Here is an 18,247-nt window from a genome sequence, read left to right as displayed (position 1 = left end):
ATGGCAGCCGCACTTGCCACGTGAGTCAACACGCGGCAATGCGGCGTACGTTAAGCGGGTATGCGATACAGGGCGCAGAGCTTGTTGCCATCCGGATCGCGCAGATAAGCGAGATAAAGCGACCCAGCCGGGGTCTCACGTACGCCCGGAGGGTCCTCGACCGATTTGCCGCCATTGGCGATCCCTGTGGCGTGCCAGAGATCGACCTGGTCAGTTGACTGGCAGGTAAAGCCGATCGTGCCGCCGTTGGCATGGGTAGCCGGCTGGCCATCAAGTGGCTCCGTCACGATGAAAGAACTATTGCCGGCGGCATAGACGTAGCCGCCGGCGGCCCGGTTCAAACCCTCGCCATAGCCGAGGGAGCCCAGCACGGCATCGTAGAATCTCCTGGTTTTTTCAAGGTCGTTGGTGCCGACCACAACGTGACTGAACATCGATTGCTCCTTCAATAGTATTCCTGAATGATGGTCATGCGCTCTTCGACGTGTAGCAGGTCGGAGCTCTGTGACCACATGGGGCGCGACTACTTCAAGACGCGATGCCGGTAAATTCAGCGATGCGTCGAGCCGTTGGGTCGAGCACGCGGCCCGCTTGCAGTAAATGACCGAGCCGTATCAGTAGGCCGATTGCGGGCGCCGCATCCTACAGGCTCAGTATAACTATGAAAATCATAGTGTCAAGAGGCGTGCATATACTCATATGTTCATACTTAATTTCACCGCGTTCAGGCGAAGGCTCCTCCGGCCCGGGCCGCCCTCGGGACCGGAGCTCAGGTCACTCCACTTCGCCGTGCCGGCAGATACCATCGGGGCACGGGCTGACCTGGCGACGCAAAGCTGCCGGTGGCAACCGGGTTGTGAAAACGTTAGAAAGCAAGCAGCGCGGCTTGCGCTGACTGTCGGTGCCATCCAGGGAGGGTCGATAAAGAATCTCTTGTTCGGGCAGGACGGCAGGGTTCGGCCTAGGAAGCGTCATTCAATTGCCCCGTTGCCGAGTCGAGCATGTCCGCGCGAGGTTTGGCCGTGACCACCTCTGAGTTCATCATCAGATGCCTACAGCCAGACGAATGGCGCCTGTTAAAGGCTCTTCGTCCGAGGGAGCTTGGTTGCGACCCTCAGTCCTACTGGGAGACTGTGGATGAAACCAGCGCTCGCGACGACGTGTGCTGGAATACCTTCGCAAGCAAAGTCACGACGCCGGAGGGGTCTCGAATGTTCATCGTTGAGCATGCCGAAAGCGTTGCCGCTTTCGTTTTCGGCGTGAAGAAGGACGATGACGAATATAGCGTCGGAGGCCTTTGGGTCGATACGGTTCACCGACGAAAAGGATTTGGGAGCTTGCTGGTGCAACAGGTGGTCACATGGGCAAAAGCAGATTCGCACGCTGCGGTAATCCGCCTATGCTGCCATACTGGATCGGCACTATCATTCTATCAGCGAAACGGCTTCCAATCTTTGGATAAACTTCAGACCAGCAACGTTGATGGCCTTCGGATAGTTACGATGGAGTCGCGCGGGATCTGATGGAAAGGCCAATGGCGCATTCACGCTCGGCGAAGGCCAATGAGTAGCAGGGCTCGTTCAGGCAGGCGCGCTGCTGATTAACCACATCGCGCCGGGCAATCGCACGCTCGCGCCGTCTGCATAAGGCCCAAGCGCCTCGTGAACAGAGGTAGTGACGGCACAGACGACCTCCGCGGGCTGGTTGCGCAACCAACTGTTCACGGCGCCGATTTGGGTTGACTGAACCACCGCCTCCTCCAGCCCGCGGCCAGCGGCAATATCTAGGTCCATGTCGAGTTTCTCGAAGCGCGGCGGCGCCCAACCGGCCGCCGTGACGACCTCGGTCACGTGGTCCCGATCGGCGAAGGCGAACATTCCGGGAGCGTTCGGCACCGGCTGCGGCCTCGGCGGCAGGTGCCACGCGGCTGCGGTCATCGGCACTTCCATCCATGGATTTTCAGCCAGCGAGCGCCAGCACAGGAGCGCCATGCGTGCGTCTGGAGCGGCTGCGCGGCGCATGTTGGCGAACGCAGCCACCGGGTCGCCGAAGAACATCACTCCGAAGGCGGAGATCAGCAAATCGTATTTGTCCAGCGCAGCGGTTGCCGGATCGGTCTGCCGCCAATCGATATTGACGATGCCGGCGACGCTCGCGCGCCTTGCACCCTCTGCAAGCATTGGTCCGGAAATGTCCAACCCCGCCACGCGGCCGGACGGACCCACGGCGCGCGCGAATTCCAGCGTGGGCGCGCCACAACCACAGCCTATATCCACTACCCGTTCGCCGGCTCGCGGAGCGGCATAGACAAGCAAGGCGTTAGTCACCGGCGCAAGCGTGATGTCGGTATGCTCCTGCCGAGCCACCCAGATGTCGCCGCCATTGCCGTTCCAGAAGGCGAGCATGTCGGCGTTAATCTCTTCAGGCGAGGCCATCCGGGTTCTCCTACCAGGCCGGTGAGCACGTTGCGTGCTTCGCCAAGCGTACAGCAAGCGGTGGCGTGGCGCTTGCCTGGAACATACGCGAGATACCCTGGTACAAGGGGCTGATCTCGGAAATGAACAAGGCGATCCGAAGCGCCGACGGTTGGTGGGCACTATGACGAAGATTTGCCGCGACTGCGAAGGCCGTACTCACTCACAGAAATCGCCCTGGCTGCCGTTGAAGATTTCGACGGCGGTCCTCCGCAACCGTCATTGAACTGGTGCTACCGGCCAGGAAGCGTCATTCGCTTTTCCGGACGCTTGGACGTTCAGACGTCGTCTCTGCCCAAGTCACCGGCCATTCGATTGTCGAAGACGAAGAAGCACTAACAATAGAGCGGTTACGCATGCAGGAAGTCGGTCTCGGACTGGACATGTGAGGGGTCGATACCGGCCAAGCCGCAATGTTCGTTTCGCCTACTTAATAAGTCCAATCGCACACGCCTGTCTGGATACTCGCGGTAACGAGGCGCGAAACCGCATGGACAAGTCGCGCTGCCGCGCCGATGATAACGTTGGATGGGTGCTCCAGAGATCCACAATGACCGACGATCTGACGATATGGTTAGCGCAGATTGGCCTCGGCGCGTACGCTGCAAAGTTCACCTCGCAAGGGATCGACTGGGATGTGCTCAGCGATCTTTCCGAGGGCGATCTGAAGGAACTCGGCCTTACGCTTGGCGATCGCAAGCGACTTGCAAAAGGACTTGCGGCGCTGAACGATGCCCACACACATTCGCTCCGGCGGGCGGAGCAAAGTGGAGACTTGCCTTCGCCGCCCGCATCAGAAGCCGTCGAGGCCGAGAGGCGGCAAATCACAGTGATGTTCATCGACCTCATCGATTCGACAGCGCTAGCGGAGCGATTCGATCCAGAGGACATGCGACGTCTGCTAGGGGTCTACCATCAAGCCTGCGCACGCGCGATCGAGGCTCATGAAGGCCATATCGCGCTTTATATCGGCGACGGCCTGCTCGTGTATTTCGGCTATCCGAATGCGCACGAAGACGATGCAATACGTGCAGTACTTGCCGCCCTCGCTGCCATAGCGGCGCTCCGCGAGGCCAACGAACTCATCGAAACTCAGTACGGCGTGCGCCTGCAGGCGCGGATCGGGATCGAAGCGGGACTTGTCGTCGCCGGCGCGATTGGCGCTGGATCTTCGCTGGATCACCGGGCGATCGTCGGAGAAGCGCCAATCATCGCCGCAAGGCTGCAGTCGCTAGCTCCCCCCGACGCAATCGTTGTGGGACCGACCGTCCAACACCTGATCGAAGGATCGTTCGAGCTTGAAAATCTTGGCTGGCGCGAATTGAAAGGGGTCACGGGTCCGGTCCGGGTCCAACGTGTGCTGGCGCAAGCGGATACGATCGACCGCTTCGAAATCAGGACGATCCATGGGATGACGCCACTCATCGGCCGGGCTGCGGAACTCGACATGATCCGGCGGCGCTGGAAGCAGAGCGTCGATGGCGAAATGCGTTGCGTACTGTTGACCGGCGAGCCGGGGATCGGCAAATCTCGCTTGCTGCGGGCGCTCTGCGAGAGCATGAGTAAAGACGCGCATACAATCGTTTCGCTTCACTGTTCCGCGCACTATCGAAACAGCCCTTTTTGGCCGGTACAACGCTGGCTACAGCGCACTTTTGACGTCGCCCCCGACGCGTCTGATGCGTCGAATCTGCAGCGGCTGGAGGCTGGAATCGCAAGACTCGGCGGCGAAGTCGACGAGACGCTTCTGGTTCTTACGATCCTGCTTGGGATTCCGACAGGCGCGCGCCATCCGGCAATTGACACATCGTCGCCTTCCTTCAAGCGACGGACGCTGGACCTGCTGGTGGCTTTGCTCGAAACGTCAACGCGCGTTCAACCGGTACTTGTCGTTGTCGAGGATGCACACTGGATCGACCCGTCATCTCTCGAGTTTGTTCGGCTCGTGGTTGAACAACTGGTGTCCGCCCGGCTGCTGGTACTTATCACTGCGCGACCCGAGTTCGAACCGGGATGGACTTACCCTCATCTCGTTCAACTCAATCTCGATCGGCTATCGCGCCGCGATTGCGTTGCGATGATCGAGCGGCTGACGGGTGGCAAGCAGCTTCCGGATCTCGTGCGCGATCAGATCGTCTCGAAGACGGACGGCGTGCCGCTCTTCGTCGAGGAACTAACAAAGGCCATTCTCCAAAGCGATCTGTTGGAGGATGCCGGCGTCGGCTACGAGTTGAAAAGCGCGCCGCAGGTAATCGTGATTCCGGACACGCTGCAGGGCTCGCTGCTGTCGCGGCTCGACCGACTGGAGCCCGCCGTCAAGGAAACCGCGCAGGTCGCAGCCACAGTGGGACGTGAATTTGGCAGGAAGTTGCTTGGCCTGATCGCGTCCAGGTCAGAGGACGAACTGCAGGGATCGCTCGACCGTCTGATCGCTGCCGAAATCATTGTTCCTGCTTCAGGGAAACTCGCGGAAGGAGACACCTATTTGTTCCGGCATGCATTGATCCAGGAGATTGCATACCAATCCCTGCTGCTTGCACGCCGCCGCCATTACCACGCGCTAATCGCTGCTGCTCTTGAAGAACATTATCCGGACATCGTCGAGCGGCAACCCGAATTGATCGCTCAGAACTTCGCTGCGGCCGATCTGCCGGATCGCGCGATCGGCTATTGGCAGCGTGCCGGGGAACGGGCGCTTGCGGGCGCTGCCTGCGACGAGGCTATCGCCCATGTGCAACGCGGACTTGAACTGATCAGCCGATGCTCCTGCAGTGAGTCGGATCGGGCCAGGCACCTGCTGAGTCTGCTGCTGACGAGGGGCAGGGCAGAGCTCAGACTGGCACAACGCGAGGCGATCGCGACCTTCCGCGAGGCGGCCCGAATTGCCCGCGAACGGAAGCTCACGTCGTATCTCGTACAGGCTGCGTTAGAGTTCGACACCGCCGAGACGTTCCTCGAAGGTTCCGGCGACGAATCACTTTCATTGCTGAAGGAGGCGCTCACCCTGATTGGAACCGAAGAGTCGGTCGAGCGTTGCCGCCTGTTGAGTCGCCTCATACGCACCGTTCATATGACGGGTGCACGCGAACAAAGTAGTGAATTTGCCGAGGAGGCTGTCGCCCTCGCCAGGCGCCTGAACGATCTGCCGAGCCTGTTCGATGCATTGGCGTGCGAATTGATGCATGTCGGGGCGCTCCCGTTACCTGCGAACAGGTTTCAGGAGCGTGAAAGCGTGTTGCTGGAGTTGAGGCAGATGGCGGAAGATCTCGGCGATGCGCACACTATCGGGCACGCATGCGCGCGATGTCTCGCTGGCTACCTGGAGATCGGCGAGGTGGACCGCTTCGAGAGCGCGCTGGAACGGTATCGGCAGATCGCCACTAGCGGACAGCACTTCCTCGACAAGTGGTGCGTGACGGGGGCGCAGGCGATGCGCGCCATACTCGTCGGTGACTTCTCCGAGGCAGAGCACAAGACGCGTGACTCGTTGCATATGGCGCAGAATGCTGACGCAAATCTCGCTACAGGTGTCTACGGCATGCAGATGTTCGCGATACGTCGCGAACAGGGCCGGCTCGCCGAGGTCGCGCCGATCTTCAAGCGGTTTGTCGACGAGCATTCCGAGGACGCTACGTGGCGGCCAGGGTTCATGTTGATTTGCAGTGATCTCGGCTTCGAGGCGCAAGCCCGCGACAATCTCGTTCGGCTTGCGGAATCGGAATCCAGCATCCCCGTGGACAGCAAGCGGCTTGTCACGCTGACCTATCTGGCGGAGGTTGCTGCCCGCCTGCGGGACGTCGAACATGCCGGACGCATCTATGCCCTTCTTCTGCCGTTCCAGGATCAGGTCGTCACGGTTCCGGTCTTTACGCTCTGCTGCGGATCTGCGGCACGGTTTCTTGGCATGCTGGCTCATGCTCTTGGCGACTGGTCAGCCGCCGAACGGCATTTCGAATACGCGCTGCGCATGGACGAGCGCTTGAGAGCGTGGCCCTGGCTCGCGCATGGCCGTCACGAATACGCGCTCATGCTGGCGGCACGCAATGGCATCGGAGATAGAGCACGCGCGCAAGACCTGCTCTCGATGGCGGTGGCCACAGCAAAAAAACTCAAGATGTTCGCGCTCGTCAAGCGCATCGCTGGCGCGCAGACAGGAACAGGGCTCAAAAGCTAGCACAGGCTTGCACAGTTGGACGTGCAATGTGCAGTCGCTATTCAAGGAGAATCACATGCCGCGTTTTATGATTGAACGTAATTTTGCAGAGCAACTTGAGGTCACAGGCGAAAGCGCTGCATCTGTGAAGAGAATCAACGACGAGGAAGGCGTCGAGTGGCTCTTTTCATTTCTCAGCGCGGACAAGAAGAAAACTTATTGCCTGTATGAGGCGCCCAACGCCGACGCCATCCGTGCCGCCGCACGTAGAGCTAATCTGCCGGCCGATGTGATCATCGAGGTAAGCGACTTGCGGCCGGAAATGTTTAACTAGGAGGCGGGGCACGGATACATCATCTTATGACTGAGCGTCTGCAACGACAGGATTGCCGCTAACGTTATCGGGCAGCGGCGGCAATCACCGATCGACGCGTTCGAGTCTGCTTAAGCGGCAGCGTGTCTCCTAAACCATGATTGGCGTTCGTTCAAGGCGGGGACGAGGTCGAGCAGTTGAGGACGCAATGCCGAAAGGCAGACGACGCCCTGGGTCATATCACCAGTTACGAAGGCGCATATGACGATGACCGGTGCGCCTCGAAAGCGGCCTTTATCCCGGCGTCGGTTCCAGTCACGTCACGAGATCGGCCATTTCGATTCTCGATGGTCAACGTTGCTTGCGCTGCCTGTGCCGACATTCAGATAACGATGTCGGTGAGGCGGCTACGGATTCCTTCCCTGATGTCTTCACCCATTGCCAGCGGAATCAAGGGTCTCACTGTCAGCCGATGCGCGATCCTATCGAGATCTTCAACGCACCTCAAGACAGTTTCCCCGCGCGCATGCCGCACGGGGTTTGAACACTAAAAGTGCCCCTTGCCCATATGCCATCCTCTTAGATACTATGGAAGGGCCGCGGAAGTAAGCCTCCTGGAGTAAAACGAGGATTCCGATACCCGTTTTCCGAGAGGAGTACGCAAATGAATGCGCCTCGCACGACCCTTCACGGGCAGGATACAACCATCACCGGATCGCTGTATGTCGCCTTCGAACTGGGTGACAGGAACTGGAAGCTCTCGCTGGGCGATGGGGTGCGCGCGCCGAGCCGCTGCACAGTGGCCGCCGGCGATACGGCCGCAGTCTTCATGGCGATTGCGAGGGCCAAGGTGCGCTGCCATCTGGCCACCGACGCTCCGGTACGTAGCTGTTATGAAGCCGGGCGTGATGGCTTCTGGCTGCACCGCTGGCTTGAGGAACATCAGATCAAGAACCTGGTGGTCGATTCCGCCAGTATCGAAGTGAACCGGCGCAGACGTCGCGCCAAGACCGACCGTCTCGACAGCGACAAGCTGCTGTCGATGCTGATGCGCTACTACGGTGGTGAACGCCGGGTATGGGCGGTCGCGCGCATCCCTACTCCCGAACAGGAAGATGACCGGCGGGTACACCGGGAACTCGATCGCCTGCGGCAGGAACGCACCGCCCACAGCAACCGGATCCGCTCGCTGCTGGTACTCCACAATCTGAGGGTCGAGCGCATCGGTGGGCGCGCGTGGACACACTGGTGGGCGCAGCACGCCCCGCAACTGCTGCCGGGCCTGCGCGCCGAAATCGACCGCGAATGTGAGCGGCTCTCGCTCGCTGCCAGGCAGATCAGGACGCTCGAGTCACAGCAGCAGCATGAGGTTCGCAGCGGCGCGCAACCCGTCATCGCGCTGCTCGCGCGCCTATCGGGTATCGGCATCGGCAGCGCCTGGACCCTGGTCAGGGAACTGTTCGGCTGGCGGCAGTTTCACAACCGCCGCGAAGTGGCCGGCTGCCTGGGCTTGGCCCCGACGCCCTATGCCAGCGGTACGAGTGAAGTTGAGCAGGGCATCAGCAAGATCGGCAACAAGCGAGCCCGATGGCTAGTGGTGGAACTGGCCTGGAGCTGGCTGCGCTTCCAGCCCGCCAGCCAGCTGAGCCACTGGTTCAACGAGCGCTTCGCAGGCGGCGGCAAGCGAGTACGACGCATCGGCATCGTGGCGCTTGCGAGACGTCTGGCTGTCGCGCTGTGGCGCTATCTGGAATTCGGCGAGATTCCCCTCGGGGCAACCCTCAAGTCACCTGCCAGGAAGGTGCTGGCGACCTGAGCAGCCAACGTCGAACGCCAACAGCATTGAAGGTTCAGCGCGCCCGGACAGTAAGCGGGTTACCTTCGGAGGTAACCGTAGTTTTAGATGGGGCGCGTCCGTACTGGGGTGGTTCCAGCGCCTTGCGCATGCGGTATGTGGTGCCCGGCCTGGTGCCGGCACGGATAGAAGTTGGTCCGGTCATGTCCGGACTTCAGGCACCCCGGCCTCGCTGCTGTAAAACGCTCGATTTATACGGAGGAGTACAGATCATATGATCAGGCAGGTTATCCACCGCCGGCCAGCGTCGTGGTCGTGACGGGCGACCCGCCGGCCGGCCGTGGATAACCTGCCGCGCCAGCCAACGGGAGATCACTGACGGAAAACGGGACCGCCAAAGGGCTTGACTTCCAATGCCCCATAGAAGTCTTACTGTGTCACATAATTAGTTGCGCAGTCTATTGCCGTACAGGCTTGTGGAAAGCCAACGGAAAGCGCCGGGAGGCGCGGGACTTGCTCCGGCCGGTTGTCAGCGCTTTCACCGAAGGTCTGGATTGCCAGGATGTTACGGCAGCGATCGCGCTGCTCGACAGTCTCGATATGGATGATTCGTGAAGCGTAACTCTTTGATATACAAGCGGGTGAAGAAAACCAGGCGGTTCTACTGCTCACCAGTTCAACGACCGTCGCTTCCGTACGGCAGTAGAAATTAATCAAGGTGGAGTCCCGATTTGCTCGCCGATAGTCCTGTCTACACCTCGTGCAATCATTCTGGAGCATGCGAAACCAGAGTGCGTTGAAAGGCGGTTCAGGTTCCGGAACCGGCCATAGACTTCGCGCCAGCCGGATAGGCTGATTCGGGTCGCGTACCGTCGATCCCCGGCTTGCACGGTTCGCGCTGCGCATGCCGATTTGCGTGAGGCAGTGCACGGCCATGAAGCGACACCCGCGCTTCGATCGAGCGGACGTTCAGCCGTCGGCTCCGCCCCAGAAAACTGCCACTGGATAGCAAAGCGTTTGCTTACCAATCGTTCTTGTCTGTCCCAAAATTATCCACAAATTCTGTGGGTAAGCCTGTGCATACGGGCTCATCGAAGACGCGGTTTGGCCGTGACAGCCAGTATCGCCAAGACGCCGGCTTACTGCCTCTCTGCTGCGGACCCCTACGCCCAAGGTCGTCGTTCGTGCGTCGTCGGCCAGAGCGTAATCGTCTGCCTCAGATCGTCTTGACTGAGCCTCGTTCTAAAGGAGCGGCCCATGCTGGCGATCAGGCAAGCTGAAACGATCGCTTACACTCGCTCACAACCGCATCGATTCCGGCTCGCTAACATCACGCACCGCGCACAGTGCGCCGTTGCCGCGCCCAAGGGCGAACAATCCCAGGAACATAAAGCATGAAACGTCTTCTTCTGGCGGCCGTAACGGCGGCGCTTGCCGCACCAGTGCTTGCGGCAAACGTCGGCGTATCTGTTAGCGTTGGACAGCCCGGTTTCTATGGGCGCATCAATCTCGGTGATGCGCCGCATCCACAGCTCATGTACGCTCAGCCGGTCGTGATCGAGCCGGTGCCGGCGGGTGTCATCCCTGAACCGCTCTATGTCTACGTCCCCGCCTATCAGGCTAAGAACTGGCGCGAGTATTGCCGCAGGTACGGTGCGTGTAGCCAACCGGTCTACTTCGTGCAGCAAACGTGGTACGAGAACGTGTATGTTCCGCGCTATCGCCGCGAACATCTCCGGTCCCAGGTGCTTTACGCGCATGATATCCATAGCGATGTCGTGCGAGCCAGCGTGATCCGGGCGCATGATGTGCATGCCGAAAGCGTGCATGCCAGGGTTGTCTACAGGGTGGAAGGGGAGCCCGGGGGCCGCACGGCGAAGATATCCATGCACCGGCGGTGCAGGCGGGCGATATCGAAGCACACGATATTCACGCAAGGGTGATCGAAGCAGACACGCTTTACGTCCATGACCTTCATGCTGATCACTAACAGGCGAGTGATGGCACGTGCGGTCGCCAAAGCGGAAGCGAGTTCAGCTGTAGCGGCCGTTGACTTATAGTCGGACGTTGTCACCTAGAATATTGTCTAGGTGTTACGTAACCCGGGCACGCCACCAGCGCGAACATTTGGAGACCGTTAGAACCACGTCTCAATAACTGTTGGGTGGGTTATGGTGCTATTACTTCGCTATTTGGGAGTCTTGGGAATCTGTGCTTTGTTCACTGCTTGCGGAGAGATTCCGTCCAAGCATGCAGCGTGCAGAGCTGATCCCTGTCACCCTCGGCACGAGCACGAAATGTTGCAATCCGGCGAGGCGTCATGGTATTCGGCAACGTTCCAGGGGCATCTGACCGCAAACGGAGAACGCTACGATGGCGGCGCCTTGACTGCCGCCCATCGAACATTACCGCTCGGCAGCTATGTGCGCGTTAGATCGTTGGCTACCGGGAAGTCGGTTGTCGTTCGCATCAACGATCGCGGACCATACGTCAGAGGCCGGATTATCGATCTCTCTTACGCTGCGGCGCAAGTCTTGAGTTTGCCAGACGCGCGGTCGATGCGCGTGCAGATTGAACGTGTGGAGAAGACACAGACAGGGTCGGACGAGGGCGAAGCCTTGACGACAGAGCGGTGAAGTCATAGACGGTGCTCTGAGCAAGTTGCTTGCTTAAGGGCTCGGCAAGACTGCGTAGCCGCAAAACAACTGATTGCAACCCGTGGGTTGCTTCGGGGTCTTTTCTTCTTCGTAGTCACTCTCCGCAAATGGAAGGCGGAGTTTCCATTTCCGCTGTGGCTTCTCCCGCTATTCTTTCTGGCTCTGCTGGCAATGGTCGTTTGTGTAGCGAGGGTGATATGCACAGTACCCCTTCAAAGGGAAGCGTCGACGGACACGTACTTGCTCTTGCTCACCCTCGTAATGCTGCTATACCTCGCGTTGAGGTGAACGACTGCTCGTTTAACTTGCGTCCTCTTCAAGCGGCCTGTTCCAGGAGACCGCTTCTATTGGCTGAGCTCAATCGTTGATCTGATTTCCGAACGGCTGATCGGCTGGGTTGGAGCGGGTTCGGCCAACTTGAGGCATTGGCCGGTGCGCCGGGGCGGACGCTCGAACGTCTCGTCCGCCTTAGGCGGCAGACATTCGCGGGTGAAAGACGGGGCCGCTCGCATTTGTTGCGACCCAAAATCCTTCGATAAGCGCGACGTAGACCCGAGACGATCGTGCGAGCTTCCGCATATCCTCCGGGACGGGGCGGCATCAAACCCTTCGCCGGACAGCGCTCTTTCCATCTCCAGCCCAAAGCAGGCCCAAGGCGAGCAGCCATGAAAATTGGGCCCGCATAGTGGGGGCCGCCTATCCTTGGAGATAGGCAAACCGCAGGGTCCCGTTCATGATCAATTTGCACGAACTCCGGTATGTTCGGCTCGGTACACGTGACATCGACGCCGCGGCGAAGTATGCCGCCGATATCCTTGGATTGCAGCTGGTGCGCCGCGAGGGTGGGTGGGCCTACCTGCGCTCGGATGAGCGCGATCACACGCTGGTCTACTTCGAGGGCGATCCGAATGACCAGACGATTGCATTCGATGTCGTCACGATCGAAGCGCCCGAACGGGCAGGTGCGGTGTTAGAGCAGAATAGCTTCCGCGTACACGCCGGCAGTCGAGACGAGTGCGATCAACGTCGCGTACGCGCTTTCATCAGTTTCAAGGATCCATCGGGCAACCAGATCGAACTGGTGTTCGGCGCCTTGTATAGCGGCCGTCGCTATTTTCCGTCACGCGACGCCGGAATCACCGGCTTCAGCCACGTCGGCCTGCGCACCAGCGATCCCGGACGTGACGAGATCTTCTGGACGAAACTGTGCAATGCGCGCGTGAGCGACTGGATCGGATCTGCACCGCTGCTGAGAATTGACGAGGTACATCACCGGATCGCCCTCTTTCCGTCCCCGTTCGCCGGCATCCAACATATCAATCACCAGGTTGCAAGCATCGACGATCTCATGCGCGCCTGGTACACCCTGCGTGAACAGGGCATACCCATTCGGTTCGGACCAGGGCGGCATCCGACGTCGGGCGCCATCTTTCTCTACTTCGAGGGGCCTGACGGAATGACTTATGAATACTCGACAGGCGTTCGTCTGATCAGACCGGATGAGGAAGCAAGTTACTGTCCCCGCCGGTTCCCGTTTGATTCCACCGGCTTTTGCATGTGGGGCGCCAAACCCGACATTCCAGAGTTTCAATCCTGACGCGCGATCAGGTCCATCGCTGATCGCGCGAGAGCAACCTCCAAGGCTACCGGAGGCGGAGCCAGTAGAACACGCGGGACAAGCTTCCTGCCAGCACCCTTGTCAAAGAAACAGCCTGGATTTAGCGGCTACAGGGAGAACGCCATGGCAACGAGCAGAACGGTCGACGTTCAGGACTTCATCAATTCGCACAGGCTGTCGACGTATCAGCTGCTGATCGTCGCGCTGTGTTTCCTGACAGTCGCGTTCGATGGTTTCGACACGGCGACCGCCGGATTTATCGCGCCAGCTATCAGGAAGCAATGGGCATTGAGTGCGCTTCAGTTGGCGCCTTTGTTCGGCGGCGGCCTGTTCGGTCTGATGATAGGCGCGCTCCTGTTCGGTCCACTCGCCGACCGGTTCGGGCGCAAGCCCATACTCTGCCTTTCAGTGGCGTTTTTCGGTGTCATGTGCCTGTGGTCCGCCTTTGCGACTTCTCTGCGCGAACTCATACTATTGCGATTCCTGACCGGCCTGGGTCTTGGCGGAGCCATGCCGACGGCCATCACGATCACATCCGAATTCGGTCCAGAGAAACAGCGCTCGCTACTGGTGACGGGCATGTTCTGCGGCTTCACGTTAGGCGGGGCATCAGGAGGTGTGGTCGCCTCGCAGATCATTCCCCTGCATGGCTGGCAGGGCGTGCTGCTATTCGGTGGGGCAGTGCCGTTGTTGCTGGTGCCGGTTCTGGTGTGGCTGCTGCCCGAGTCTGTCCGGTACCTGGCACTGTCCGGCCGGATGCAGGCGCAGGTGGCTCGCACGCTCCGGCGCATTGCGCCGCTGGAGCCGCTCGACCATGCGACGTTCACGGTCCCCGAGAACAAGGTCACGGGTTCTCCCGTCCGCAACCTTTTCGGCAAGGGCGTGATCGTCGGCACGGTCTGCCTCTGGCTCACCTTCTTCATGAGTCTGCTGGTGTATTACCTTCTCACCAGCTGGCTGCCCACGGTCATTAACAACACAGGCGTCCCTCTGGGTCTGACTGCGCTGATCGCCGCAGCGCTGCCCTTGGGCAGCACAGTCGGCGCCGTGGTGATCGGCCGCCTGATGGACAGGCACAGTCCCTGTCTGGTACTCGCAAGCTCTTACCTTGTTGCCGCCGTGTTTGTCCTGCTCATCGGCATCGCTTCGTCGTTGCCGATGCTGGTGTTCGCAGTCTTTGGGGCTGGTCTTGGAACCGGAGGCTCGCAGACTGGCGCCAATGCGCTGGCGGCAGCCTACTATCCAACCTCCAGCCGCGCCTCCGGCGTGAGCTGGGCGCTAGGCATTGGCCGGGTGGGTTCGATCGTGGGCTCGATGATTGGCGGAGTGCTGCTAGCCATGCACCTGGGCCTGTCCGTTGTGTTCGTGCTCGTGGCGATTCCCGCTATCGTCGCCGCACTCAGCATGTTTGGCATGGGACGCCACGAGGCCGCGCTCAGGTCGTCTGCGGATGCTCGAACGCCCTCTGGTTCAGTCAAGCCTTAGACGACTGTCAGCGTCGAATCCATACATCGCACTTTTGTCGAAGGCACCTTCTCCGGCATTTCGTCCAGCAGCACCGTACGCTAATGGCGCCGACACGCCGACGGATCGCTCCGGGATGGCATTCGGAGGTTGACGCGTGTCCAGTGGAAGGGAGATAAGACACACGTGCATTACGTGAACCGGGAGAACGAGCCGCTCAAAACGTTTCAATTCGCTCCAGCAGACGATGCAGACGCTGCCGCTGCTTCGGGGCTAGCCCAGTTGTAGAGGATGCCTGGAGAATCCTCTCGCGCCAGTACGCTCGCGAAAACAGTGAACTCGCGCCCTCCTTATCCAGCACGGCTTCAAGATGGGCAATTGCCGCATCGATATCGCGGAAGGTGTATGGACTAGGATTGCCTGCCTTGGTATTACCGGGAGTCATGACTTCGTCTGAAAGAAATTGTGAAAATAAGTAGGACGAATTAAAGATGCGTTCCGAGTTTCGCACTCGGCAGAAATAATACGATCGAACGTACGGGGATATCTGCGGGCGACGACTTCGACAACGGCGGAGGTCGAGAACCACGCGATCAGGGAACCGATACGTCTGTTGATTGTTGCGATGCAACAGGCTATCGATTGTAAGGAACGGTATGAGAATGTCAAACCGTTTGGTGCCTGGCGATCAGGCTATATCGCTTGAGATATTACCCATCGTTCGGCGGCGCCTTCGGGAGCAGGCGATCGGGACCGCCGTATGAGTTGAGCCATCTGTGTGTATCTTGCGACGCTGATCCGTTGTGAATCCAAGGGTAGGTAATGAAGCACCCTGATAGCCTGTTTAGTCAGAACGGCGACCCCGGAATGGTGGCTCGCTGAGATGCCTGTCGCGACCATGAGGATCGGGAAGCGAATGCCCGTTGTACGAGGTAGTAACCGGCCAGTGTCTGCCGACCGCGTTGGACAGGCAGTCGGCCAATTTCGGCCGTTCCGTCGCTATTCGCGGATGACCGCTTGGCCGCCGATCTCGGCCAATCGTAACCACGCGGGGCCTCGCAACTCGCTCTCATATCAGCACGCTGTGCCAGACCTCGTTTAGACCGTCCCCTGCGTGATCACCTGGTTTTTTGTCCATCAGGCCACGATGTAAAGGCTTTCCCTTGAAGGCCCACTGTGATCCACCGTTAGGCATCGGCATCACGGTCAGGTCACCAGTAGGTCTGTCGCCCGGCGCAGCTAGTGCTCGGGGGAAGTTTCTTTCGCAGTCGCCTTCGCACGATCTGGCGTCTGGGGCTCCCTTTCCGTCGAACACGTACAAGGTCATCCCGTGCTCGTCGACCAGCCTGCCATCGCTCACGTGCGGTGCGGCAGCCATGGCGGAGGTTGCTGCGAGTAGTACCGCCAGCATGGGGACCGCTTTCATGTCTAACCTCCTTCTGCCATCGTTTCCGGTGACACAAAAACTCACCGTGGTGCCATCACACGGAGCACTGGACGACCGTCGACGTTCTTCAGCGGGAAAAAGACATGATGTGTCGATGGATCGATGCCAACCACGTGCGCGTTAGAGCCGATGCTGCCCTCGCCAGTCTTCGACACAGTCGACGACTCAACGGCGAACATGGACACGATGCCTGCTTCACCCGCCACATAAAGCGTGCCTCGACCGGGATCGAACGCGAGTACGTCAGGGTCGTCGCCGACGTCAAACGACTGGATGACCTTTCTCGTGAGCAGGTCCAACACCAGTAGCCTGGCGTTGTCTTCGCAGGCGATAAACGCGAGGTGAAACTGCGGAACGATGTACAGCCCGTGGTTGCCCTTAGCACCCGGTAAATCGATCCGTGCAACGACCGCATCATTCGCTGGATCGATTTCGACAAGTTGTCGCTGTGACTGCGCGTTTACGAAGACGTGCCGAGAGACGGCGTCGTAGTGTGTGTTGCCGACGGTGCCGCCCATCTGGATCGTGTTGATGCGACGATTGGATTGGGTGTCGATCACTGTTTCGGTCCCACCCGTCTCGTCCGACACGTAGAGTTTATGAGTGTCCGGCGCGTAGGCCATCCCGTCCGGATAGACGCCACCCGGCATGCGTGCGGTGATCTTCAGCGTACGCTCGTCAATGGCAACGACTTCATTCGAGCCAGTTGCTGACGCATAGACGCGCGACAACTCAGGCACAACGAGTACGCCATGCACTGCGGCAATATTGCCGATGCGAGCAACTACGTGCAAATTTTCTGTGTCAACGACGATGACTTCGCTGTCGCCCAGATGCGCGATGAACAGCAGATGACGAACGGGATCGAAGCTCTCATAGTCGAGACGGGTCGAGCGCCCCGGTAAGGGCACGTCAGCGACATGCGTCAGCGGCAAGGTAGCGGTCCCCGATGAGTTGGCGGCCTGAGGAACGCGATACACGAAAACACCCGCGACAACGGACAGCACGCAGAAAACTACATACAAAAGCACGGCTCTGCGGCGGGATATCGGTTTGCGCGTCATGAAGACCCTCCGTCTGGCCGAACGCGGCGGAATGAGACGAGCAACGAAAGGTCATAGGCAATCTTGAGTAGACCGCACGCGACCAGCGGAGCACCGAGCCATCCCAGGCCGAGAAGCATCCCGGATAGCACCGGTGCGAGCGCTGCCGCGAGGCTTCGTGGCACCGCGGTGAAGCTGGCTGCAGCGGGCCGTTCAGCCGGTGTGACGATCGACATGACGTACGCGCTGCGAGTCGGCACATCCATCTGCGAGAGGGCGCTGCGCACGAGAAGCAGCGCTAGGGTTAGCGCGAGCGACGGCGAAAACGCTGCGGCAATGAGGCATACGCTCGACGGGATGTGTGTGAACACCATCGTATTGAGCAAGCCAATCCGGCGCGATAACGGCGCTGCGGCGAGCTGGGAACCCGCGCTGAGTAGCCCCGCCCAGAAAAAGAACTGACCTGCCGCGCCGAGCGACAGTCCAAACCGCTCGATCAACCACAAGGTCAGCAGCGAGTTGACGAGAAGGCCACCAGCAAAGGCATCGATGCTGAACAGCAGCGCAAGGCGCATGACGATTCCGCGTGACGGCCCAAGCGGTACGTGCGTTCTATCGGCCGACACATGGGGCGCGGGTAGATGCCCGTAAAGTACCCAGACGATGAATCCTGTTGTCGAGTAGACGAGAAACATGGCGCGGATCGCCGCGAGCGGTGTGACCGCCGCGTGGGCAGAGATCCAGTCGGGCAATCCGGCCGCGAGGGCCCCGAGTGCCGCAGACAACGCACCGACCAGGCTATAGCGCGCGAACAGTGCGGTACGTGCATCGCCTGTCGCAGACTCCGCAAGCCGCGCGTGTTCAAGTGGAAGAAACAGGCTGACATCGCCCGAACTCGGGTTCAACGTACCGACGAACGCAACAATGAGCAGTGGCCACAGCGACGACAGCCCCGCGAACGCCAGACCGGTGGCGAACATAAGCGCAGCCGCGAAGCGCAGCAGACCTCGCGGCGCAAAGCGATTGCCGACGAGACCCACCAGCACGGTCGCGAAAGCCGAGCCGAACAGGGTGGTCGTGCTGATGAGTCCGACAGCCAGTTGTCCAAAGCCCATCGCCAGCAGATAGCCGGGTAGCAGCACGGCGATAAAGCCATCGCACGTGCCACGTAGTCCACGGGCAACGAGCAGGATCAGGGCACTGCGCTCGACTCCATCGGGAAGGAGCAAGGCCGGGCGAGTCAGGATACCCATGCCAACCGCCGAATATGCTCGGGGTACATG

Annotated in this window: 13 protein-coding genes and 1 pseudogene; 8 read left to right on the top strand and 6 right to left on the bottom strand. The window is 59.9% G+C overall.

From position 1 onward, the window contains the following. Positions 1-50: 50 nt before the first annotated feature. Complete coding sequence (locus H1204_RS41335; RefSeq protein WP_180735876.1) at positions 51-434, bottom strand: VOC family protein; 384 nt, start codon at positions 432-434, stop codon at positions 51-53. A 567-nt stretch (positions 435-1,001) separates the two neighbouring features. Here H1204_RS41335 and H1204_RS52785 point away from each other — a divergent pair. Beyond that, positions 1,002-1,523 carry a GNAT family N-acetyltransferase gene (locus H1204_RS52785; RefSeq protein WP_274608284.1) on the top strand — a complete coding sequence of 174 codons (522 nt, stop codon included), beginning with the start codon at positions 1,002-1,004 and terminating at the stop codon, positions 1,521-1,523. Positions 1,524-1,580: 57 nt separating this feature from the next. Here H1204_RS52785 and H1204_RS41325 read toward each other — a convergent pair whose 3' ends face one another. Continuing rightward, entirely contained in the window at positions 1,581-2,435 is an 855-nt protein-coding gene (locus H1204_RS41325) for a class I SAM-dependent methyltransferase (RefSeq protein ID WP_180735874.1), read from the bottom strand. Positions 2,436-3,024: 589 nt separating this feature from the next. Between H1204_RS41325 and H1204_RS41320 the strand changes: the two genes are divergently transcribed. The 7 genes and pseudogenes from H1204_RS41320 (at position 3,025) to H1204_RS41290 (ending at position 14,495) form a co-directional block, all read left to right on the top strand. After that, positions 3,025-6,648, top strand: coding sequence for an AAA family ATPase (locus H1204_RS41320; RefSeq protein WP_180735873.1), 3,624 nt, complete (start codon positions 3,025-3,027; stop codon positions 6,646-6,648). Positions 6,649-6,703: 55 nt separating this feature from the next. Next, positions 6,704-6,961: a DUF4242 domain-containing protein gene (locus H1204_RS41315; RefSeq protein WP_086916823.1), complete on the top strand. Its 258-nt coding sequence runs from the start codon at positions 6,704-6,706 to the stop codon at positions 6,959-6,961. A 643-nt stretch (positions 6,962-7,604) separates the two neighbouring features. Beyond that, positions 7,605-8,756, top strand: coding sequence for an IS110 family transposase (locus tag H1204_RS41310; RefSeq protein ID WP_180735872.1), 1,152 nt, complete (start codon positions 7,605-7,607; stop codon positions 8,754-8,756). Positions 8,757-10,129: 1,373 nt separating this feature from the next. Continuing rightward, positions 10,130-10,678, top strand: a complete 549-nt coding sequence (locus H1204_RS41305; RefSeq protein ID WP_180735871.1) for a hypothetical protein — start codon at positions 10,130-10,132, stop codon at positions 10,676-10,678. 360 nt (positions 10,679-11,038) lie between these two features. Next, a pseudogene (locus tag H1204_RS41300) lies at positions 11,039-11,371 on the top strand (septal ring lytic transglycosylase RlpA family protein); the annotation flags it as partial. A 754-nt stretch (positions 11,372-12,125) separates the two neighbouring features. Next, positions 12,126-12,989: a VOC family protein gene (locus tag H1204_RS41295; protein WP_180735869.1), complete on the top strand. Its 864-nt coding sequence runs from the start codon at positions 12,126-12,128 to the stop codon at positions 12,987-12,989. Positions 12,990-13,133: 144 nt separating this feature from the next. Then, positions 13,134-14,495 carry an aromatic acid/H+ symport family MFS transporter gene (locus tag H1204_RS41290; RefSeq protein WP_180735868.1) on the top strand — a complete coding sequence of 454 codons (1,362 nt, stop codon included), beginning with the start codon at positions 13,134-13,136 and terminating at the stop codon, positions 14,493-14,495. Between the two features lie 196 nt (positions 14,496-14,691). Here H1204_RS41290 and H1204_RS41285 read toward each other — a convergent pair whose 3' ends face one another. From H1204_RS41285 to H1204_RS41270, 4 genes are all read right to left on the bottom strand, one after another. Beyond that, complete coding sequence (locus H1204_RS41285; RefSeq protein ID WP_180735867.1) at positions 14,692-14,919, bottom strand: hypothetical protein; 228 nt, start codon at positions 14,917-14,919, stop codon at positions 14,692-14,694. Positions 14,920-15,543: 624 nt separating this feature from the next. Then, on the bottom strand, positions 15,544-15,900 hold the full coding sequence (locus H1204_RS41280) for a transcriptional regulator (RefSeq protein WP_180735866.1): 357 nt from the start codon (positions 15,898-15,900) through the stop codon (positions 15,544-15,546). A gap of 41 nt (positions 15,901-15,941) precedes the next feature. Next, on the bottom strand, positions 15,942-16,985 hold the full coding sequence (locus H1204_RS41275) for a YncE family protein (protein WP_180735865.1): 1,044 nt from the start codon (positions 16,983-16,985) through the stop codon (positions 15,942-15,944). Beyond that, entirely contained in the window at positions 16,982-18,217 is a 1,236-nt protein-coding gene (locus H1204_RS41270; protein WP_180735864.1) for an MFS transporter, read from the bottom strand. Before H1204_RS41270 ends, H1204_RS41275 begins: the two co-directional genes overlap by 4 nt. Positions 18,218-18,247: the final 30 nt, after the last annotated feature.

This window comes from Paraburkholderia sp. PGU19, assembly GCF_013426915.1.
Taxonomy (GTDB): domain Bacteria; phylum Pseudomonadota; class Gammaproteobacteria; order Burkholderiales; family Burkholderiaceae; genus Paraburkholderia.
Note: the sequence above shows the minus strand (reverse complement) of the source record. Positions and strands in the feature narration are given on the sequence as shown.